Source organism: Bradyrhizobium sp. USDA 376 (assembly GCF_054063675.1).
Genome location: NZ_JBSSGN010000001.1, coordinates 1,795,072 through 1,813,706 on the forward strand (window position 1 = coordinate 1,795,072; position 18,635 = coordinate 1,813,706).

An 18,635-nucleotide genomic window follows, 5' to 3' on the forward strand; every position below is an offset into this window, starting at 1 on the left:
CTCCCCGTACTTACGGGGAGAGGGTTGGGGTGAGGGGCTGTTTCCGCAGCGAAGGTGACAGTTGGACTCGCGGAGAGTCCCCCTCACCCGCATCGCATCTCCGATGCGATGCGGCCTCTCCCCGCACGCGGGGAGAGGCAAGAGCCGCCGCCGAAGTCGAGAGCAGATAATGACAGCACACGACAGGAAACTCCCATGAAGCGCGCCTGGATGGACCGCGTCATCGACACGATCGAATGGATCGCGGCCGGCTTCGTCGGCATCGTCGCGCTCGACATCTTCCTGTCGGTGCTCTTACGCAACACGCTGAACTATTCGATCCCCGACAGCTTCGACATCGGCCGCATGCTGCTCGGCATCCTCATCTTCTGGGGCATCGCGGCGACGTCCTATCGCGGGACCCACATCACGGTCGACCTCGTCTGGGGCAATGTCGGGCCGCGCTATCAGCGCTGGATCGACGTGTTCGCGACACTGGTGCTGCTGTTCGTCGTCACGGTGCAGACCTGGACGCTGTTCGACAAGGTGCGCGGCACCTACAATGACAACGTCCAGACCTTCGACATGCACATGCCGACCTGGCCGTTCTTCGCGGTCGCCTGGATCGGCGACGTCTCGGCCGTGCTGCTGATCGCGATCCGCACCTACCGGCTGATCTTCCACCCCGAAGAGATGCACGACCCCAAAATCAAGGCGACGGAGTAATCATGAGCACCGATGCCGTCGCCGTTATCGGCTTCGTTTCCCTGTTTGTCCTGATGCTGCTGCGCGTGCCCGTCGGCATGGCCATGGGCCTCGTCGGGGTCTCCGGCTTCGCCTATCTCGTCAACGGGACGGCGGCGCTGAAACTGGTCGGCCAGACCTCGATGCGGACGGTCACCGACTACACCTTCGGCGTCATCCCGATGTTCCTGCTGATGGGCTCGTTCGTATCCAATTCCGGCATGAGCCGCGAGCTGTTCCGCGCCGCCAACGGCTTCGTCGGGCATTTGCGCGGCGGGCTCGGCATCGCCACCGTCGGCGCCTGCGGCGGCTTTGCCGCGATCTGCGGCTCCTCTGTCGCGACCGCGGCGACCTTCTCCGCCGTCGCCTACCCGGAGATGCGCCGCTTCGGCTATCCGCAGTCGTTCGCCACCGGCGTGATCGCTGCCGGCGGCACGCTGGGCGCGATGCTGCCGCCCTCCACCGTGCTCGCGGTCTACGGCATCATCACCGAGCAGGACATCGGAAAACTCTTCATCGCCGGCATCATCCCGGGCCTGCTGGCGATGACCATGTACATGATCACGATCTTCCTGATCGGCTATTTCCGCCCGGACTTCCTGCCCAGAGGCAAGGTGCTGCCTTGGCGCGAGCGCTTTGCCGGCCTGAAGGACATCTGGGCGCCGGTGCTGCTGTTCGTGTTCGTGATCGGCGGCCTCTACGGCCTGCCCTACCTGCCGCGCTTCACGCCGACGGAAGCCGGCGGCGTCGGCGCCGCGGGCGCCTTCATCATCGGCATCGTCACTCGCCGGCTTGACCGCGAGAAGATCCTGGCCTCGCTGCTCCAGGCAACGCGCACCGCGGCCGCGGTGTTCACCGTGCTGATCGGCGCGCTGATCTTCGGCTATTTCCTCACGGTGACGCAGACGCCGCAGAAGGTGACGGAGTTTTTGACCGGCCTCGGCCTCGGGCCCTACGGCGTGCTGGCGCTGATCATGGTGATGTATCTCGTGCTCGGCTGCCTGATGGACGCCATGGCGATGATCATCCTCACCGTGCCGATCATCTTCCCCGTCATCACGCATCTCGGCTTCGACCCGATCTGGTTCGGCGTCATCATCGTGATGACGGTCGAGCTCGGCCTGATCCATCCGCCGGTCGGCATGAACGTCTTCGTCATCAAGAGCGTGGTGAAGGACGTCTCGTTCTCCACCATCTTCAAGGGCGTGATCCCGTTCGTGGCGACGGACCTCGTGCGGCTGGTGATTTTGATCGCGTTCCCGCTGCTGGCAACGTGGCTGCCGACGCGGATGATGGCGCATTGACGAGGTGAAGCGATGACCCCCACCCTCGAAACAAAATACGTCTTCACCATCACCGCACGCATCGGCGATGTCATCACCGCCGGTGACACGGGCATCGGCGTGCGCCGGATCATCCCGATCATCGGCGGCGAGGTGACAGGCGCGATCACCGGAAAAGTGCTGCCATTCGGCGCCGACTTCCAGACCATCCGTCCCAACGAGCTCATCGATCTCGAAGCCAAGTACGCCTTCGAAACCGACGACGGCGCCGTCGTCTATGTCGAGAACAAGGGCATGCGCTTCGGTCCCGTCGAGCTGTTACAAAAGCTCAAGCGCGGCGAGCCGGTCGATCCAAAACTGATCTATTTCCGCACCGTGCCGAAATTCGAGACCGGGCACGAGACGTATCGCTGGCTGATGGAGCACATTTTCGTCGGCTCCGCGGCGCGGCATGCGGATCGTGTGGTGATCGACGTGCATCAGGTGATGTGACCCGTTCATTGACGGATGAGGATCAATGTGTATAAATACACACCGTGAATAGCCGGGACGTCATCTCGGCCCTTCAAAGGGATGGCTGGGTCCAGTGGCTCAAAAAGGCAGCCACGTCCAACTCAAGCACCCGACGAAACCAGGCCGCGTCACCGTCCCCCATCCGAAGCGGGACATCCCGCTCGGCACGTTGAAGAGCATCGAGCGGCAGTCCGGCCTGAAGCTGAGGTGAGCGCTATGCGTCATTACATCGGTCTGATCCATAAGGATGCCGACAGCGATTTCGGCGTGTCGTTTCCCGATCTGCCGGGTGTCGTGACCGCAGGGACCACGCTCGACGAAGCGCGCGACATGGCCGAAGAAGCGCTGGCGCTTCATCTCGAAGGCATGGCTGAAGACGGAGAAGCCATTCCCGAGCCATCGTCGCTCGAGGAGATCATGTCGGATCCCGAGAACCGCTCGGGCGTCGCCATTCTGGTATCGGTGAAGGACGAGCAGCCCAAGATCGTCCGCGTCAATGTCACCTTGCCCGGCGATGTGCTCGAGCAAATCGACAAATACGCCGAGGCCCACGGCTACACGCGATCGGGCCTGCTTGCGCAAGCCGCCAAGAAGCTGATCACCGACGCCGCCTGAGGCGCCTTCGCACATTGCGCGGTTCGGCGCCCGATGGCGTTTCCGCGCGACGGCGAGGACACTGCCTCCTTGACTCCCCCGAAATTCGTTATACAACATAACTATTCTGATAAGGACGCAAATGACACAGGGAAACGCCGAGACCGCTGCTGCGGGTGCCTCCGGGCTGCTCCGGATCGAGAGGGCGGACCGGGTTCTGACCGTGGGTCTGAACCGGCCGGCCAAGCGCAATGCGCTCAATGACGGCATCATCCTGGAAATCGGCGAGTGTTTCGCGTCCCTGCCCGAGGACATCGGCGCGGTCGTCATCCACGGCATCGGCGACCATTTCTCCAGTGGCCTCGACCTCTCCGAGCTGACCGAGCACGACGCAACCGGCGGTCTGCTGCACTCCCAAATGTGGCACCGGGTGTTCGACCGCATCCAGTACAGCCGCGTGCCCGTGATCGCGGCGCTCAGGGGCGCGGTGATCGGCGGCGGGCTGGAGCTTGCCTGCGCGGCGCATATCCGCGTCGCCGAGCCCTCGACCTATTTCGCGCTGCCGGAAGGGCAGCGCGGCATCTTCGTCGGCGGCGGTGGTTCGGTGCGGCTGCCGCGGCTGATCGGCGTTGCCCGGATGATGGACATGATGCTGACGGGGCGCGTCTACAGCGCGACCGAAGGCGCCTCCTATGGCTTCGCGCAATATCTGACGGAGGCCGGCAACGGGCTCGGCAAGGCGCTGGAGCTTGCGACCAAGATCGCCTCCAACGCGCCGCTGACGAATTTCGCCGTGCTCCAGGCGCTGCCGATGATCGCGGAAGCCAATCCGCAGACCGGCCTTCTGATGGAATCGCTGATGGCCACCGTCGCGCAGAGCGACAAGGAGGCCAAGCGCAGGATCCGCGAATTCCTCGAGCACAAGACCGCCAAGGTGAAGCCCAAGTCATGAGCGTAAAGTCATGAGCGCGCAGCCGTCCTCTTCCAACATGGAGCGCGGCGCGAGCAATTCTCTGCTGCGGCCCATTTCGTTCGGCGATCCCGTCGTCAACATCGAACGCCGCGACGACGGCACGATTTACCTGCGGCCGAAGCAGCCGCTCGGCGACTATCCCGTCCGCTTCACCGACCGCCTGCATCACTGGGCGACGACGACGCCGGATCGCGTCTTCATGGCCGAGCGCGAAGGCGGCCGCGGCTGGCGCAAGATCACCTATGCCGAGCTGCTCACCGCGAGCCGGCACATTGCATCGAGCCTGATCGCGCGCGGGTTGTCCGCGGAGCGGCCGGTCGTGATCCTCTCCGGCAATTCGATCGACCACGCGCTCTTGGCCTTCGGCGCGTTCTACGCCGGCGTTCCGTTCTGCCCGGTGTCGCCGGCCTATTCGCTGGTGTCGAAGGATTACGGCAAGCTGTCCTACCTGATGAAGCTGCTGACGCCGGGCCTCGTCTTCGCCGAGGACGCCGACAAGTTCGCCGACGCGCTCGCCACCAATGTCTCGCTCGGCACCGAGATCGCCGCGTCCTGGGGCAGCGTGCCGGGCCGCGACGTCACCCTGCTTGCCGATCTCATGGCAACGCCGATCCGCGGCGATCTCGACGAGGTCCACGGCAAGATCGGCCCCGACACGATCGCAAAATTCCTGCTGACGTCGGGCTCGACCGGCAACCCCAAGGCCGTCATCAACACCCAGCGCATGATCTGCGCCAACCAGGTGATGCTGCGCGAGACGCTCGCCTTCCTCAAGGACGAGCCGCCCGTCATCATCGACTGGCTGCCCTGGAATCACACGTTTGGCGGCAACCACAATATCGGGCTGACGCTCTACAATGGCGGCTCGATGTATCTGGACGCCGGCAAGCCGGTGCCGGGAGGCATCGAGGAGACTGTGCGCAATCTCCAGGAGATTTCGCCGACGGTCTATTTCAACGTGCCGAAGGGCTATGAATCGCTGCTGCCCTATTTGCGCGACGACCAGGGCCTGCGCGCAAAGTTCTTCGACCGGCTGCACGCGATGTTCTTCTCGGGCGCGGCGCTGTCGCCGTTCGTCTGGGACAGCCTCGACGAGCTCGCGGTGAAGGAGAAGGGCTATCGCGTGCCGATGCTGACCGGCCTCGGTGCCACCGAGACCGCGCCGTTCTTCATGTCGGTCAATCCGCGCACCAGCCGCTCCGGCCATGTCGGCCTGCCCGTCTCGGGCAATGACGCAAAACTGGTGCCGAACAACGGCAAGCTGGAGGTCCGCGCCAAGGGGCCGAACGTGATGCCCGGCTACTGGCGCCAACCCGACATCACCGCAAAATCCTTCGACGAGGAAGGATTTTACAAGATGGGCGACGCGCTCAAGCCCGCCGATCCCGATGATTTCAACGCCGGCTTCGATTTCGACGGCCGCGTCAGCGAGGACTTCAAGCTCGCCAGCGGCACCTGGGTCAGCGTCGGCCCCCTGCGCGCCCGCCTCACCGCGGCCTGCGCGCCGCTGGTGCGCGACGTCGTCATCGCCGGCATCAACCGCGACGAGGTCTCCGCGCTGGTCGTGCTCGACCTCGACGGCTGCCGCCTGATCAATCCGACGCTGCCGGCGGACGATCTCGTCGCCGCCACGCGCGACCGGCTGGTGCGCGAGGCTTTTCGCGAGCGCTTGACCCGCTTCCTCAGCCAAGCCACCGGGTCCTCGACGCGGATCACGCGCGCGATCCTGATGGATACGCCGCTGTCGATCGACAAGGGCGAGGTCACCGACAAGGGCTCGATCAACCAGCGCGCCGTGCTGGAACATCGCACCGCATTGATCGACGAGCTCTACGCTGCCAATCCGTCGGACCGTGTGATATCGGTCAGCTAAGAAACCATCGCCAAAGGAGAACGCCATGTTGTTGAAGGATCAGGCAGCCATTGTCACCGGCGGCGCATCAGGACTGGGCGCGGCCACCGCGCGAAAGCTGGCGGCGCAGGGCGCCAAGGTCGCGGTGTGCGACCTCAATGCCAAGCTTGCTGAAACCGTTGCCGCCGAGATCAAGGGCGTCGCCGTGACCTGCGACGTCTCCGACGCCGCTTCCGCTGAAGCCGCGATCGCGCAGGCGACCAAGGCCCATGGCCCGGCGCGCGTGCTGGTCAACTGCGCCGGCATCGGCGTTGCCAAGCGCGTCGTCGGCCGCGACGGCCCGATGGCGCTCGCCGATTTCGACAAGGTGATCAAGGTCAATCTGATCGGCACCTTCAACATGCTGCGCCTTGCCGCGACCGAGATGTCCAAGCTCGAGCCGCAGGCGACCGGCGAGCGCGGCGTCATCATCAACACCGCCTCCGTCGCCGCCTATGACGGCCAGATCGGGCAATCCGCCTATTCGGCCTCCAAGGGCGGCATCGTCGGCATGACGCTGCCGATCGCGCGCGAGCTCGCCCAGTTCGGCGTCCGCGTGCTGACCATCGCGCCCGGCCTGTTCCTGACGCCGCTGCTGGCGAACCTGCCGCAGGAAGCCCAGGACTCGCTTGCCGCCGCGATCCCCTTCCCGCGCCGGCTCGGCCAGGCCGACGAGTTCGCCGCACTCGCGCTGCACATGGTGGAAAACGCGTACCTGAACGGCGAAGTGGTGCGCCTCGACGGCTCGCTGCGCATGGCGCCGAAATAAGGCGCGTCAGATGTTCGTGAACCGGCGCGAGGTCCAGATCCAGTGGGGTGATTGCGACCCCGCCAACATCGTCTACTACCCGCGCTATTTCGCGATGTTCGACGATTCGACCTCGACCCTGTTCGAGGTCGCCGGATTCTCGAAGCAGGACCTGGTCCGCAAATACGGCCTCGTGGGAATTCCCATGGTCGACACGCGGGCCAAGTTCTACATCCCCTCGACCTATGGCGACTGGATCACCATCGAAACGAAGATCGAGAGCATCAAGCGCTCGAGCTTCGAGGTGAAGCACAACGTCTACAAGGGCGAGGCGCTGGCGATCGAGGGGTTCGAGACCCGCGTCCTGGTCGGGCGCGATCCTGCCGACCCCGACAAGCTGAAATCCGCACCGTTTCCGCCGGAAATGATCGCCAAATTCACGGGAAGCTAAATCGCCGCATCACCAAAAGAGGGGGCTGAATTACCCCCCGATTTCTGCTTTCAAGGAAACACGTCAAGGGAGGAATAGATGAAACGCTTTTACCTGACCGCCGCCATTGCCGCGGCGACGCTCGCCCTGCCGGCGCTGCCCGCGCTGGCCCAGACCAGCGAAATCACCATCGGCATCACCACCACCACGACCGGCCCGGGCGCCGCCCTCGGCATTCCCGAGCGCAACGCGCTGGAATTCGTGCCGAAGGAGATCGGCGGCGTGCCGCTGAAGGTGATCGTGCTCGACGACGGCGGCGATCCCACCACCGCGACCACCAATGCCCGCCGCTTCGTGACCGAATCCAAGGCCGACATCATCATGGGCTCGGCGCTGACACCGCCGACGATTGCGGTCTCCAACGTCGCCAACGAAGCCGGCATCCCGCACTTTGGTCTGGCGCCCTTCCCGATCACGCCGGAGCGCATGAAGTGGTCGGTGGCGATGCCGCAGCCGATCCCGATCGTCGGCAAGGTGCTGTATGATCACATGAAGTCGAAGGGCATCAAGACCCTCGGCTATATCGGCTATTCCGATTCCTATGGCGACCTCTGGTTCAACGATTTGAAGGCCCAGGCCGTGCCGATGGGCATGACCATCGTCGACGAGGAGCGCTTCGCCCGTCCCGACACCTCGGTGACCGGCCAGGTGCTGAAGCTCGTCGCCGCCAATCCCGACGCGATTCTGGTCGGCGCCTCCGGCACCGCGGCCGCGCTGCCGCAGACCGAGCTGCGCGAGCGCGGCTATCAGGGCCTGATCTACCAGACCCATGGCGCCGCCAGCATGGACTTCATCCGCATCGCCGGCAAAGCGGCGGAAGGCGTGCTGATGGCCTCCGGTCCCGTCATGGACCCCGAGGACCAGCCGGACGAAGCCGCCACCAAGAAGCCGGGCCTCGCGCTCAACACGGCGTATGAAGCCAAGTACGGCCCGAACAGCCGCAGCCAGTTCGCCGGCCACTCCTACGATGCCTTCGAGATCCTCAAGCGCATCATCCCGACCGCGCTGAAAACCGCAAAACCCGGCACGCCGGAATTCCGCGAAGCCATCCGCCAGGCGCTGCTCTCCGAGAAGGAGCTGGCGGCAAGCCAGGGCGTCTACAACTTCACCGAAAAGGATCGCTACGGCCTCGACGAGCGCTCGCGCATCCTGCTCACCGTGAAGAACGGCAAGTACACGCTGGTGAAGTAGACGCCGCGAAAATTTCGAGACGACGAGAGCCGGCCTGATAGGCCGGCTCTTTTCGTTTGGCTTTGAAATCGAACTGCGGCCCCGGGCGTCGCCGCGCCCCCTCTCCCGCTTGCGGGAGAGGGTTGGGGAGAGGGTCGCTCGGCATTGGGATTGTCCGAGGCCTACGGACGAAATCCCCCAGAGGAGAGAACCCTCACCCGCCACGCTCTGCGAGCGTGTCGACCTCCCCCGCAAGCGGGGGAGGTGCACCGAGCCCGTGGCAGCAGTGCGGCCTCAAGCCGCCTGCCGCAGCGGGGTCCAGGCGAACTCCGGATAGTAATTGTCCATCATGCGGTCGACATACGCCGTGAGGTTCGGAAATCCCTCGGCCCGCTGCCGCAGTCCGGATTCGAAGAACGGCGTCAAAATCCCTGCAAGCGCGCCGAAGGCTGTCGCATCGACGCCGCAGGGCTTGTTGCCCATCAGGTAGGCCTTGTCGCCGAGCTGCACCGACAGCGCGAACAGCGAGCGCACGGCGAGATCGACGTCGTCATCGGGCGCGTGGCGGCCGAGGCCGGAGAGCAGATAGTTCTCGGCGACGCGGAACTGCGCGTCCTCGCGCAGCTTCTCGCGGTTGTGCTCCGGCGCGCCATCGAAGAAATGCGCAGGCCCCTTGGCGAAATTGACCGGATCGACCCAGCGCGCGCCGACCAGCGCCCAATAGACGTGATGCTCGATCATCCGCTCGAAGGCCCAGGCCTGCGCGCGCTCAGCCAAGGAGAGGCCGGCGTCGAAGTCGAAGCCGTAGCGGCGCTCGATATGGGCGCGGATGAAGGTGGAATCGGCCACCGCCTCGCCGCCATCGTCGATGAAGGGCAATTGTCCCTTGGGCGATGCCGGCGGCATCGCGCGCTCCTTCCGGTAGGGCAGCCCCGCCATCTTGAGCTGCACCTCCGTCTTGGTGACGAAGGGGCTGATTTCCGGCAGGCCGAAGCCGGTGCCAAAGCCGTAAAGCGTGATCATGAAAGCTCTCCTGAACCTGCCAAGTTTGATGGAACCTAGTGCCGGGCTGCTGCCACCATGGTGGCAGCAGCCGTGATATCTTCTGCGAAACGGGCCCCTCGCCAGGCGCGGCCCATGACGTGGCGGACCAGCGCGTCCGCGGCCTGGGTCAGCGAGCGTGTCACCACGCTTGCGAGTGCAAATCGGAGATCAACGGCCATGAGATCGAGCGAAACGAGGCGGCCAAACGCCCAGGCGTGCCAGAGCTGCGCCCGCCACAGCGGACCGGCCAGGCCGAGATGGATTGGAGTGATCATGGACAAACCCTCTTCAGTCGATGTGTTGTCCCGGTATAGAACCCCCCTGCTGCCAACATCCTGTCAGCAGCAACGCGCCGTTTTCTGAACTGTCCCCGATAAGAGAATTGTCATGAGACGCGCCGACCGGCTGTTTCAGATCATCCAGGTGCTCCGGCGCACGCGTAAGCCGCTGACGGCGGACGCGATCGCGGCCGAGCTCGAGACCTCCAAGCGCACGATCTATCGCGATATCGCGACGCTGATCGGCCAGCGCGTGCCGATCCGCGGCGAGGCCGGCATGGGCTACATCCTGGAAAAGGGTTTTGACCTGCCGCCTTTGATGCTGACGCCCGACGAGATCGAGGCGGCGGTGCTGGGCGCGCAATGGGTCGCGGGCCATGCCGATTCGGCGCTCGCGCGCGCGGCAGAAGACCTGATGGCCAAGATTGCCGACACCGTGCCGGAGCGCCTGCGTCCCTTCGTGCTGGAGCCGGCGAGCCGGGCGCGGCCGAGCTGGAACAGGGAGCCTGATCGCCTCGACATGGTGCGCACGCGCACCCAGATCCACGAGGGCAAGAAGATCATGCTGCGCTATCGCGACGAGCAGGGACGCGCCAGTGAACGCATGATCTGGCCGATCTCCGTCGGCTATCTCGAAGCCGTGCGCCTGCTCGCGGCCTGGTGCGAGCTGCGCAGCGACTTCCGCAGCTTCCGCACCGACCGCGTGGTGGACGCAACCTATCTCGACGAACGATATCCGGAGCGGCGCGACGTGCTGCGCGCGAGATGGCGGCAGAGCCTGGTCTGGGGTCCGCCGAAGGACACGTGAGCGCTATGGAGGAAACCGATCTCTCGGCCTGCTGCCAGAGCTGCGGCGCCTGCTGCGGCTATTCGCAGAACTGGCCGCGCTTCTCGATCGAGAGCGACGAGGAGCTTGCCGCGATTCCTGAAGCGCTGGTCAACGACCGCCAGTCCGGCATGCGCTGCGAGGGCGATCGCTGCTCGGCGTTGCAGGGAGAGATCGGAAAAGCGACCGCCTGCGGCATCTATGACGTGCGGCCGGAGGTGTGCCGCACCTGCATGCCGGGCGACGCCGAATGCGCGATGGCGCGGCGGAAGTTCAAGCTTCCAGCGATCGAACCAATTTAAGCCGGGACGGCTTCGCTGATCTCGTCGTCGATCTCGTCATCGAGCGGAGCGAGCACCGAGAGCGGCTTGGTCGACAGCGTGATCGGCTTGCGGCCACCCGACAGCGACGGCGACGATTTGGCCGAGCGCTCACGCGACAGCGCGTAGAGCGTCGAGCCGACACGGCCGCCGTTGTCGATCAGGTCGCGCTCGCTGCAGCTTGCTGCGATCGCGACCGCCAGCGAATGCAGATGGCTGCGGCGATAGCAGAACAGCGCCAGGCGGGCGCGTGCGTCAGGGGAAACACTCTCAACCAGCCTCGGCAGGCCGCTCTCGCTGGCGCGATACATCTCGCCAAGGAGCTCGTCGCGAACCGGGCAGAAATCGCTTTCAAAGGCGTCGCGGCTTGAAAACATTGCAGTTCTCCCTCGTGTGCGGAACATGCAGCGCAATTCTCTAACGAAAGGTTAACCACGCTGGGCGGTAGTCACCCGGGGTTCCCTTGCGCCATCGCCGCGAATCAGAGGGCTCCGCTGAGCAGCTTCCCTGTGGCCATCCTTCGAGACGCCCGCCTTCGGCAGGCCCTCAGGATGAGGTCTTGGTGCGCAGCGAAATGCCAGACCCTCATGGTGAGGAGCGCCGCCTTACGGCGCGTCTCGAACCATGAAGGCCGAGCAGCTATTCCAGAGCGCCCTCTGCCTCGTCCGTCATTCCGGGGCGGGCAGTCAGTTCGCCGCCATGAAGATGGAAAGGCCGAAGCCGGTCAGGTGATGCAGCGCCTGGTCGACGCCGATGAGGGTCCAGAACCAGGGATGCGAAAGGTCGACCCCGAAATTGGCGGAGACGAATCCCTTGGCGCGGTCGATCGTGATGTGGATCAGGAAGTCGACGAAAGCCACGAACCAGAATTTCGGCGCGACGATCACGATCAGCGGCAGCGCGACCGCAAGGTGAACCAGGCAATGCACCAGCAGCGGCAGGGCCCAGCCGTGCTTCTGGTCCTTGCCATGCGCCATCCAGGCGGTCTGGAGGACGAAGTCGGCGATGATGTGCTTGAAGGTGAGCAGCAGCATCCAGCCAATGAGCGCTTCGACCGGAATCGCCGATGACAGGGATGGAAACGACAAAGCTGACGCCCTCATAGACGTGACAAGAAAGATTGGAGCGTTCAGCGCAACTTCTTCTTGGACCGGTCAAATCGCCGGGACCCGCAATTTATGACATCTCCCGCGGCGGAATGCAGCCGGGGGGAACCGGAAAATCGCAAACTGTGGCTAACTGGTGATAGGATGACCAATCGCCGCGCCCGCATTGAGTAAGGTTACCTTCGGCTCGAAATTTGCATCCCGTGGCCTTCGCGCTATCATCGACGACAGAGAATATCGTTCTTTTTTCAGGCGTTTAGGAATTACAGGGCGTCCGCAGTGATCACACGAGCGAGCCGCCCGCCACCAAAGAATAAGGCCAAGAGTGCTGCCATGAGTACTGAAGGCCCCAATTCGTCACCGGCCGAACCGCCGCCGCGGCGCCCCATGGTGATCAAGACAAATCAGCAGCAGGTGCTGCTCTACGTCGTGCTGACCCTGCTGCTGTCGCTGGCCACCGTCTGGGGCGGCCGCGCCCTGCTGCACAATTCGGAGACGCTGACCTTTGCCGTCGGCGCCCCCAACAGCGACGAGGCGCTGTTCGCTACCAAGCTCGCCACGGTGTTGAAGAACAACGCCTCGCGCTTCCGGATCAAGATCGTCAACAATCCCGACAACGCCAAGGCGCTCGCGCAGTTCGACCGCAGGCAGGCCGACCTCGCCGTGCTGCGTACCGACGCCAAGGTGCCGCTGCGGGCGCGCACGCTTGCGATCCTCGAGCACGACCTCGTGCTCCTGCTCGGACCCGGCAACAAGACGATCAAGTCGCTCGCCGAGTTGAAGAAGAAAAAGATCGCCGTCCTCGCCGAGAACGAAGCCTCGCTCGCCTTCGTCCGCGGCATCCTCGACATTCCCGAGGGACCTGATGCCGCGAAGGTCCAGATGGCGCCGCAGGGCGCAACGCTCGACAAGCTGTTTGCGCCGAAAAACGGCTTCGGTGCGGTGATCGCCATCGTCCATGCCTCGAAAGCGGTGCGCGACAAGAGCTATGAGCAGGTCGCCAAACGCGGCGGCTTCACGCTCAACGCGATCGACGAGGTCAAGGCGCTGGCGCGCAAATTCCCCGGCATTTCCGAGGAAACGCTGACGGCTGGCATGCTGTCGGCCTCGCCTGAAATTCCCGACGACGATCTCGATACGATCGGGCTCGAATGGCTGCTGGTCACGCAATCCAGGATGTCGGTGACCACGGCGGGCGAGCTGGCGCGCACCATCTACGAGAACAAGTCCGCCCTCGGGCTCGACAGCGGCTTCGCCAGCAGGATCGAACCGGCCTCCGTCGAGAAGGACGCCTTCGTGATGGCGCACCAGGGCGCAGCCGACTACATCAACGACGACACCAAGTCGTTCATGGATAAGTACAGCGACATAATGTATCTGGGCGCCGCCGCGCTCAGCGTCATCGGCACGATCTTCGCCGCCATCTACGCCAAGATCACGAGGATCGCGCCGGAGAAGGCCAGCGAGCTCTCCACCGCCATTCTCGACATCGGCGAGCGCATCGAGCACGCCCATTCGCTGGACCAGCTCGAATGTCTGCAGGACGAGCTGGAAGGCATTTTACGCGGCGCCGTCATCGGGCTCAGAGACGGTACGATCAGTACCGACGGGCTCGACACCTTCAAGCTCGGCTACGAATTCGTCCGCGACGAGATCGGCATGCGGCGCGACTACCTCAAGCGCCACGCCGGCGAAGCCGAGAAGGCCACGCGCGACGCCGCAGCGCCCCCGCTCGACGAGAGCAATGTCGTGGTGGTGAAGACCGCACAGAGCGCCTGATCGCAGCATTGTTCCTTGGGGGCTAGGCGAATGTTCCTTGCCGCCATCCTTCGAGACGCCCGCTTTGGCGGGCTCCTCAGGATGAGGGCGGAGTACGCGGCAGCGACGATACCGATGGGGCTTAGCCTCATCCTGAGGAGACCGCGAAGCGGTCGTCTCGAAGGACGAGGCGCGCGCGCAGACCGCCGTCGAGACGGCATAAGCGCCGCCCCGCCCGATCAGGGGCCGGCCGCCAGGAACCGGTCCAATCCGCAACCGTTGGTTACCAGATACAACCGGAGAAACGCGCCATGCGTATCCTCCTGATGATCTTCCTCCTGGGAATGCTGGCGGCGGTGGGCTATTTCGCTTATTCCGCGATGGCGGTCGAAGGCGACCCGATCCCGACGGAAGGCTATGTGGCCCTCACCCTGGGAGCCGGATTTTCCGTCATCGTCGGCATCGGCCTGATGGTCCTGCTGTTCTTCAGCAGCCGCCGCGGCTACGACGAGCCGCCGCATTTCAGGTGACGGCTCGGCCGGCCGCCTCCCCCGATTCGACGACGCAGTTGCCCGCGCCCGTCGTTGACGGCCCCAGCCCGGGCGGGCACTTTGGCGCGGAGGTTCCAGTCGGGACCGCAAAAGTCAAAACCGAGCCGCCCTCTCTCATGTCCAAGCCGCTGATCTCCGCTCTGGCCCAGTTTGCGGCCGCCACGGCCGGCCGCAACATGACCAAGGCGGCCTATGTGGCCGTCGGCGTCGGTGTGCTCAGCATGGTGCTGCTGACGGACAACCGGGCCAATGAGGCGCGCGGCTGGGTCCACGGCCTGCTCTGGGCCTGTCTCGTCTACTTCGTGTTCGAATGGGTGGTCCGGCTGCGCCACATGGCGCGAACGGGGCGCCTTGCGCTCTACATGTCCTCCTCCGCCGGCATCGTCGACGCGGTTGGGGCGCTGGCCGTGCCCGTTGCGCTGGTTCTCGGCGTCGAGCCGAAGACGGCCTGGCTGCTCAGCGTGCTCTGGGTGCTGAAGGTGGTGCCGGGCATTCCCGGCCTGCGGCAGCTGCGTCGCGTGCTGGTGCTGGAATCGGGGCCGCTGGTCAGCGTGCTCGTGATCTTCCTGATGGTGGTCTTCCTCGCCTCCGTCGCCGAATATTTCCTGGAGCGGGACGTGCAGCCGCAGACGTTCGGCAGCGTTCCGGCCGCACTGTGGTGGGCCGTCGTAACCCTCACCACGACGGGCTACGGCGACGTCGTGCCGGTCACGCCGCTGGGTCGCATCGTGGCGGCGCTGGTGATGATCTCCGGCCTCGGCGTGTTCGGCCTCTGGACCGGTATTTTGGCGACCGGCTTTGCCGCGGAGACCCGGCGCGACAATTTCCTCAAGACCTGGGAATCAGTCAGCAAGGTGCCGTTCTTCGCGGCGCTCGGACCTGCCGCCATCGCCGACGTCACCCACATGCTGCGGACCATGGAGCTGCCGGCCCGCACCATGATCATCCGCAAGGGCGCGCAGGGCGACTGCATGTATTTCATCGCCGCCGGCGAGGTCGAGGTCGACCTGCCCGGCAAGAAGGTGCAGCTCGGCGAAGGCGCCTTCTTCGGCGAGATGGCGCTGCTCGGCAACAACATGCGCGGCGCCAACGTCTCGACCACGAAGGTGTCGCGGCTCTTGGTGCTCGACCTCGTCGACTTCCGCGTGCTGATGGCGCGGCATCCCGATCTCGCCGAGACCATCGATGCCGAAGCAAAACGGCGCGCGCTCGAAAACAAATAAGAGGAGACAAGAATGTCGGATATCACCGACGCGGCATCCAGCCCCGTGCTCGAAATCACCGGCGCACGCGCCACCATCCGCCTCAACCGGCCAAAACATCTCAACCGGCTCCAGGCCGAAGATCTCGCCGAGCTCATGAAACTGTTCGACGTCGTCGAAGCCGATCCTGACATCCGCGTGCTGGTGCTGACCGGCACGGGCCGCGCGTTCTCCGCAGGCTACGATCTCAACTCGGTCGCCGAACGCGCGGTGAGCGCGAACGAGCAGCAGAGCGCGGGCTCGGCGTTCGAAGTGGTCGTCAACCGACTGGAGGATCTGGGCGTGCCGACCATCTGCCGGCTCAACGGCGGCGTCTATGGCGGCTCGACCGACCTCGCGCTCGCCTGCGATTTCCGCATCGGCGTCGACACCGCCGAGATGTTCATGCCGGCGGCGCGGCTCGGGCTGCATTATTACCCAAGCGGAATCAAACGCTACGTGACGCGGCTCGGCGTCGACAATGCGAAGAAGCTGTTTTTGACCGCGCAGAAGATCAGCGCGCCGGAGATGCTGCGCATCGGCTATCTCACCGCCATGGTGCCGGAAGAGACGCTCGACGAGGAAGTCGACAAGCTCGCCGCAATCCTCGCCGGCAACGCGCCGCAGGCGATGCGCGGCATGAAGCGCGCCATCAACGAATTCGCCCGCGGCGAGCTCGACGATGCTGCCGCCGACCAGCGCCACCGCGACAGCATGCGCGGCGACGAGATCAAGGAAGGCATCAAGGCGTTCGCGGAGAAGCGGGCACCGCGGTTTTGAGGGACCAGTGAGGGAATGCGAGGACGCGCCTCATACTCCGCTGTCGTCCCGGACAAGCGCGCCCCAAGCGCGCGCAGATCCGGGACCCATAGCCACAGGGAGTGGTTATGGCGCGAGCTGGTAACTCCGAGTCTTCGCCAAACTCCACCCTGTGGTTATGGGTCCCGGCCTTCGCCGGGACGACACCGTATATGACGTGCCAACTTACCCGCCCGCAGCAGCCGCCGCCTTGGCATGCTGCGCGGCCATCTCATCATCCGCCGCATTGATGCGCTGGAACGCGGGCCGGGAGGTCATGCGCTCGGCATAGCGGACGAACACGTCTTTCTTCGGCACGATGCCGAACATCATGGTCCAGCTGAGCGCGACGCCCCACAACACGTCCGCGGCCGTCATGCGCTCGCCGAGCAGATACGGTCCCTTCGACAGCTGCGCCTCGAGCGCACCCAACATGGTGTCGTAGTCGGCATAGGGCGATTGCGTGATCGGCGCCGGCTCGCGCTGCATGAACTTGTCGATCATGGCCGGTTCGAACGAGGCGCCGTAATACGCGATCCAGCGCAAGTAAGGACCGCGCAGCGGATCGTTCAGCGCGGGCGTGAGGCCCGCCTGCGGAAACAGATCGGCGAGGTAGATGGTGATCGCGACCTGCTCGGTCACGAGTGCTTCGCCGTGGCGGACCGCCGGCACCTTGCCGAGCGGATTGATGGCGAGGTAGGCCGGCTGACGCTGCTCGCCGGCCTTCATGTTGAGGACATGGAGATCATAGGACGCCCCCAATTCCTCGAGCAGCACCCGCGTGCCGGTGGCGCGGCTTTGCGGCGAATAATACAGCGTGATGCGGTTCGGATCGGTCATGGCAGGTCTCCTCGGGTGCCGTCTGGCGAGGCGCATCTTGTAGAGACCCATACCTGACATCCTGTGTCAGGTATGGTTTAAAGGATCATGCGCGCGAGCCGGATGCTGTCGATCCTCACCACCCTCCAGGCCAGGGGACAGGTCACCGCGCCCGAGCTCGCGGAAGCCTGCGAGGTGTCGGTGCGCACGATCTATCGCGACATCGACGCGCTCGCGGCCTCCGGCGTTCCTGTCTATGCCGACCGCGGCGCGGAGGGCGGCTATCGCCTGCTCGACGGCTATCGTGTCCGGCTGAACGGCCTGTCGCAGAACGAGGCGGAAGCCCTGTTCCTTGCTGGACTCCCCGGCCCGGCCGCGGCCCTTGGGCTCGATGCCGCGATGATCGCCGCGCAGAACAAGCTGATGGCCGCGTTGCCCGCGAACTTGCGCGAGGACGCCGGCCGGATGCAGGAGCGCTTTCACCTGGACGCACCGGGCTGGTTCGGCGAGGCGGAGGAACCTCAACATCTGCGCACCATCGCCGGCGCGGTGCTGCGCGGAACGCTGATCAAGATCCGCTACCGGAGCTGGCGCGCGGAGAAGCAGCGCCGTGTCGCCCCGCTCGGCCTCGTGCTGAAGGCTGGCAGCTGGTACCTCGCCGGGCAAGTCGACGGCAGCGTGCGGACCTATCGCGCCGCGCGCGTGCTCGACTGCACCGCGCTCGACGACCGCTTCGATCGTCCCGCCGACTTCGATCTCGCCGCCTATTGGCAGGCTGCGACACTTCGTCTCGAAGCGGAGATGCATCCGAATGTCGCGATCGTCCGGCTGTCGCCATTCGGCGTCAAGCTGCTGGACGCGTTGAGCCAGCCCTACGTCAAGGCGCGCACGGAGATCGAAGAGACCACTGACGCGGACGGCTGGCGCATCGCGCGGGTGCCGACCGGCAAGACGTCATGGCACGCCGCAGCCGAATTGCTGCGGCTCGGCCCGGAGGCCGAAGTGCTGGAGCCCGCGGACCTCCGCGAGAAGATGGCCGAGATGACCCGGGCCATGGCCGCGCGCTATGGCGCGGCGCGGAAAGCCTGACGGCGGCGCACCTCGCCACAGCCGACGAAACAATCCTGAAACACGATTCTCAAGGACCGCCGTGAACGCATTCGCGGCTCAACCCGACCGAGATGCAGGGACACAACAACGGCCTCGCGCCATATTGGAGAATGAAGATGTTTCGTAAGCTTGCTCTTGGTCTGATCGCTGCCGGCTCGCTCGGCGTTGCTGCGCTCGCCCCCACCGCCGCTTCGGCCGGCGGTTTCCATCATCATCACTGGGGTCATGGCTGGGGCCCGGGCTATGGCTTCGGCGGAATCTACGTCAACACCGGCGTCAGCAACTGCTACCAGGAGCGCGTCGTCCAGACCCGTCACGGCCTGCGCGTCCGCGTCGTGAACGTCTGCGCCTACGGGATCTACTGATATCTCGCCCCCACGACAAAGCTCCGGTCGCATC

General features: G+C 64.9%; 22 protein-coding genes and 1 pseudogene. 18 read left to right on the forward strand and 5 right to left on the reverse strand.

Features of this window, described 5'->3' with window-relative positions:
• Positions 1-195 precede the first annotated feature (195 nt).
• From ACVJ19_RS08320 to ACVJ19_RS08365, 10 genes and pseudogenes are all read left to right on the forward strand, one after another.
• Positions 196-705, forward strand: coding sequence for a TRAP transporter small permease (locus ACVJ19_RS08320; protein WP_453949388.1), 510 nt, complete (start codon positions 196-198; stop codon positions 703-705).
• Between the two features lie 2 nt (positions 706-707).
• Complete coding sequence (locus tag ACVJ19_RS08325) at positions 708-2,027, forward strand: TRAP transporter large permease (RefSeq protein ID WP_453949387.1); 1,320 nt, start codon at positions 708-710, stop codon at positions 2,025-2,027.
• Positions 2,028-2,039: 12 nt separating this feature from the next.
• Positions 2,040-2,498, forward strand: a complete 459-nt coding sequence (locus tag ACVJ19_RS08330) for a DUF3237 domain-containing protein (protein WP_453949386.1) — start codon at positions 2,040-2,042, stop codon at positions 2,496-2,498.
• Between the two features lie 44 nt (positions 2,499-2,542).
• Positions 2,543-2,730, forward strand: a pseudogene (locus ACVJ19_RS08335) (type II toxin-antitoxin system HicA family toxin).
• A gap of 5 nt (positions 2,731-2,735) precedes the next feature.
• Positions 2,736-3,134: a type II toxin-antitoxin system HicB family antitoxin gene (locus tag ACVJ19_RS08340; protein WP_130365687.1), complete on the forward strand. Its 399-nt coding sequence runs from the start codon at positions 2,736-2,738 to the stop codon at positions 3,132-3,134.
• A 121-nt stretch (positions 3,135-3,255) separates the two neighbouring features.
• Entirely contained in the window at positions 3,256-4,065 is an 810-nt protein-coding gene (locus ACVJ19_RS08345) for a crotonase/enoyl-CoA hydratase family protein (RefSeq protein ID WP_212342212.1), read from the forward strand.
• A gap of 10 nt (positions 4,066-4,075) precedes the next feature.
• Entirely contained in the window at positions 4,076-5,959 is a 1,884-nt protein-coding gene (locus tag ACVJ19_RS08350) for a feruloyl-CoA synthase (RefSeq protein WP_453949385.1), read from the forward strand.
• Between the two features lie 25 nt (positions 5,960-5,984).
• Positions 5,985-6,746 (forward strand): SDR family NAD(P)-dependent oxidoreductase, encoded by a 762-nt coding sequence (locus ACVJ19_RS08355; protein WP_060737208.1) that lies wholly within the window; start codon positions 5,985-5,987, stop codon positions 6,744-6,746.
• 10 nt (positions 6,747-6,756) lie between these two features.
• A complete protein-coding gene (locus ACVJ19_RS08360; RefSeq protein WP_453949384.1) occupies positions 6,757-7,176 on the forward strand; it encodes an acyl-CoA thioesterase in 420 nt (139 codons plus the stop codon).
• Between the two features lie 78 nt (positions 7,177-7,254).
• Positions 7,255-8,406 carry an ABC transporter substrate-binding protein gene (locus ACVJ19_RS08365; RefSeq protein WP_211405420.1) on the forward strand — a complete coding sequence of 384 codons (1,152 nt, stop codon included), beginning with the start codon at positions 7,255-7,257 and terminating at the stop codon, positions 8,404-8,406.
• A gap of 273 nt (positions 8,407-8,679) precedes the next feature.
• On the opposite strand, the gene ACVJ19_RS08370 is transcribed toward ACVJ19_RS08365, so the two are convergent.
• Both ACVJ19_RS08370 and ACVJ19_RS08375 read right to left on the reverse strand, forming a co-directional pair.
• Entirely contained in the window at positions 8,680-9,408 is a 729-nt protein-coding gene (locus tag ACVJ19_RS08370) for a glutathione S-transferase family protein (RefSeq protein ID WP_211405419.1), read from the reverse strand.
• A 35-nt stretch (positions 9,409-9,443) separates the two neighbouring features.
• A complete protein-coding gene (locus tag ACVJ19_RS08375) occupies positions 9,444-9,704 on the reverse strand; it encodes a hypothetical protein (protein WP_453949383.1) in 261 nt (86 codons plus the stop codon).
• 112 nt (positions 9,705-9,816) lie between these two features.
• Here ACVJ19_RS08375 and ACVJ19_RS08380 point away from each other — a divergent pair, with 112 nt between their 5' ends.
• Complete coding sequence (locus ACVJ19_RS08380; protein WP_183249310.1) at positions 9,817-10,515, forward strand: helix-turn-helix transcriptional regulator; 699 nt, start codon at positions 9,817-9,819, stop codon at positions 10,513-10,515.
• Positions 10,516-10,520: 5 nt separating this feature from the next.
• On the forward strand, positions 10,521-10,835 hold the full coding sequence (locus tag ACVJ19_RS08385; protein ID WP_453955123.1) for a YkgJ family cysteine cluster protein: 315 nt from the start codon (positions 10,521-10,523) through the stop codon (positions 10,833-10,835).
• Here the strand turns inward: ACVJ19_RS08385 and ACVJ19_RS08390 are convergent.
• The gene (locus ACVJ19_RS08390; protein ID WP_453949382.1) at positions 10,832-11,230 is read right to left on the reverse strand and encodes a hypothetical protein; all 399 of its coding nucleotides are present in this window, start codon (positions 11,228-11,230) and stop codon (positions 10,832-10,834) included. The two genes, ACVJ19_RS08385 and ACVJ19_RS08390, sit on opposite strands and share 4 nt — an antisense overlap.
• A gap of 309 nt (positions 11,231-11,539) precedes the next feature.
• The gene (locus ACVJ19_RS08395) at positions 11,540-11,887 is read right to left on the reverse strand and encodes a DUF3307 domain-containing protein (protein ID WP_453955122.1); all 348 of its coding nucleotides are present in this window, start codon (positions 11,885-11,887) and stop codon (positions 11,540-11,542) included.
• 405 nt (positions 11,888-12,292) lie between these two features.
• Between ACVJ19_RS08395 and ACVJ19_RS08400 the strand changes: the two genes are divergently transcribed.
• The 4 genes from ACVJ19_RS08400 (at position 12,293) to ACVJ19_RS08415 (ending at position 16,289) form a co-directional block, all read left to right on the forward strand.
• Positions 12,293-13,738 carry a TAXI family TRAP transporter solute-binding subunit gene (locus ACVJ19_RS08400; protein WP_453949381.1) on the forward strand — a complete coding sequence of 482 codons (1,446 nt, stop codon included), beginning with the start codon at positions 12,293-12,295 and terminating at the stop codon, positions 13,736-13,738.
• A gap of 290 nt (positions 13,739-14,028) precedes the next feature.
• The gene (locus tag ACVJ19_RS08405) at positions 14,029-14,247 is read left to right on the forward strand and encodes a hypothetical protein (RefSeq protein WP_453949380.1); all 219 of its coding nucleotides are present in this window, start codon (positions 14,029-14,031) and stop codon (positions 14,245-14,247) included.
• A gap of 137 nt (positions 14,248-14,384) precedes the next feature.
• Entirely contained in the window at positions 14,385-15,491 is a 1,107-nt protein-coding gene (locus tag ACVJ19_RS08410) for a cyclic nucleotide-gated ion channel (RefSeq protein ID WP_453949379.1), read from the forward strand.
• A gap of 12 nt (positions 15,492-15,503) precedes the next feature.
• Complete coding sequence (locus ACVJ19_RS08415) at positions 15,504-16,289, forward strand: enoyl-CoA hydratase/isomerase family protein (RefSeq protein WP_453949378.1); 786 nt, start codon at positions 15,504-15,506, stop codon at positions 16,287-16,289.
• 204 nt (positions 16,290-16,493) lie between these two features.
• On the opposite strand, the gene ACVJ19_RS08420 is transcribed toward ACVJ19_RS08415, so the two are convergent.
• A complete protein-coding gene (locus ACVJ19_RS08420; RefSeq protein WP_453949377.1) occupies positions 16,494-17,147 on the reverse strand; it encodes a glutathione S-transferase family protein in 654 nt (217 codons plus the stop codon).
• A gap of 87 nt (positions 17,148-17,234) precedes the next feature.
• Here ACVJ19_RS08420 and ACVJ19_RS08425 point away from each other — a divergent pair, with 87 nt between their 5' ends.
• Together ACVJ19_RS08425 and ACVJ19_RS08430 are read left to right on the forward strand one after the other, a co-directional pair.
• Positions 17,235-18,215: a helix-turn-helix transcriptional regulator gene (locus tag ACVJ19_RS08425; protein ID WP_456739369.1), complete on the forward strand. Its 981-nt coding sequence runs from the start codon at positions 17,235-17,237 to the stop codon at positions 18,213-18,215.
• 137 nt (positions 18,216-18,352) lie between these two features.
• Positions 18,353-18,601 carry a hypothetical protein gene (locus ACVJ19_RS08430; protein ID WP_212342234.1) on the forward strand — a complete coding sequence of 83 codons (249 nt, stop codon included), beginning with the start codon at positions 18,353-18,355 and terminating at the stop codon, positions 18,599-18,601.
• Positions 18,602-18,635: the final 34 nt, after the last annotated feature.

Bases quoted from the DNA above. Each gene is read 5' to 3' on its own strand.
- ACVJ19_RS08320 (WP_453949388.1), top strand. From the start codon at position 196: ATGAAGCGCGCCTGGATGGACCGCGTCATCGACACGATCGAATGGATC.
- ACVJ19_RS08325 (WP_453949387.1), top strand. From the start codon at position 708: ATGAGCACCGATGCCGTCGCCGTTATCGGCTTCGTTTCCCTGTTTGTC.
- ACVJ19_RS08330 (WP_453949386.1), top strand. From the start codon at position 2,040: ATGACCCCCACCCTCGAAACAAAATACGTCTTCACCATCACCGCACGC.
- ACVJ19_RS08340 (WP_130365687.1), top strand. From the start codon at position 2,736: ATGCGTCATTACATCGGTCTGATCCATAAGGATGCCGACAGCGATTTC.
- ACVJ19_RS08345 (WP_212342212.1), top strand. From the start codon at position 3,256: ATGACACAGGGAAACGCCGAGACCGCTGCTGCGGGTGCCTCCGGGCTG.
- ACVJ19_RS08350 (WP_453949385.1), top strand. From the start codon at position 4,076: ATGAGCGCGCAGCCGTCCTCTTCCAACATGGAGCGCGGCGCGAGCAAT.
- ACVJ19_RS08355 (WP_060737208.1), top strand. From the start codon at position 5,985: ATGTTGTTGAAGGATCAGGCAGCCATTGTCACCGGCGGCGCATCAGGA.
- ACVJ19_RS08360 (WP_453949384.1), top strand. From the start codon at position 6,757: ATGTTCGTGAACCGGCGCGAGGTCCAGATCCAGTGGGGTGATTGCGAC.
- ACVJ19_RS08365 (WP_211405420.1), top strand. From the start codon at position 7,255: ATGAAACGCTTTTACCTGACCGCCGCCATTGCCGCGGCGACGCTCGCC.
- ACVJ19_RS08370 (WP_211405419.1), bottom strand. From the start codon at position 9,408: ATGATCACGCTTTACGGCTTTGGCACCGGCTTCGGCCTGCCGGAAATC.
- ACVJ19_RS08375 (WP_453949383.1), bottom strand. From the start codon at position 9,704: ATGATCACTCCAATCCATCTCGGCCTGGCCGGTCCGCTGTGGCGGGCG.
- ACVJ19_RS08380 (WP_183249310.1), top strand. From the start codon at position 9,817: ATGAGACGCGCCGACCGGCTGTTTCAGATCATCCAGGTGCTCCGGCGC.
- ACVJ19_RS08385 (WP_453955123.1), top strand. From the start codon at position 10,521: ATGGAGGAAACCGATCTCTCGGCCTGCTGCCAGAGCTGCGGCGCCTGC.
- ACVJ19_RS08390 (WP_453949382.1), bottom strand. From the start codon at position 11,230: ATGTTTTCAAGCCGCGACGCCTTTGAAAGCGATTTCTGCCCGGTTCGC.
- ACVJ19_RS08395 (WP_453955122.1), bottom strand. From the start codon at position 11,887: ATGCTGCTGCTCACCTTCAAGCACATCATCGCCGACTTCGTCCTCCAG.
- ACVJ19_RS08400 (WP_453949381.1), top strand. From the start codon at position 12,293: ATGAGTACTGAAGGCCCCAATTCGTCACCGGCCGAACCGCCGCCGCGG.
- ACVJ19_RS08405 (WP_453949380.1), top strand. From the start codon at position 14,029: ATGCGTATCCTCCTGATGATCTTCCTCCTGGGAATGCTGGCGGCGGTG.
- ACVJ19_RS08410 (WP_453949379.1), top strand. From the start codon at position 14,385: ATGTCCAAGCCGCTGATCTCCGCTCTGGCCCAGTTTGCGGCCGCCACG.
- ACVJ19_RS08415 (WP_453949378.1), top strand. From the start codon at position 15,504: ATGTCGGATATCACCGACGCGGCATCCAGCCCCGTGCTCGAAATCACC.
- ACVJ19_RS08420 (WP_453949377.1), bottom strand. From the start codon at position 17,147: ATGACCGATCCGAACCGCATCACGCTGTATTATTCGCCGCAAAGCCGC.
- ACVJ19_RS08425 (WP_456739369.1), top strand. From the start codon at position 17,235: ATGCGCGCGAGCCGGATGCTGTCGATCCTCACCACCCTCCAGGCCAGG.
- ACVJ19_RS08430 (WP_212342234.1), top strand. From the start codon at position 18,353: ATGTTTCGTAAGCTTGCTCTTGGTCTGATCGCTGCCGGCTCGCTCGGC.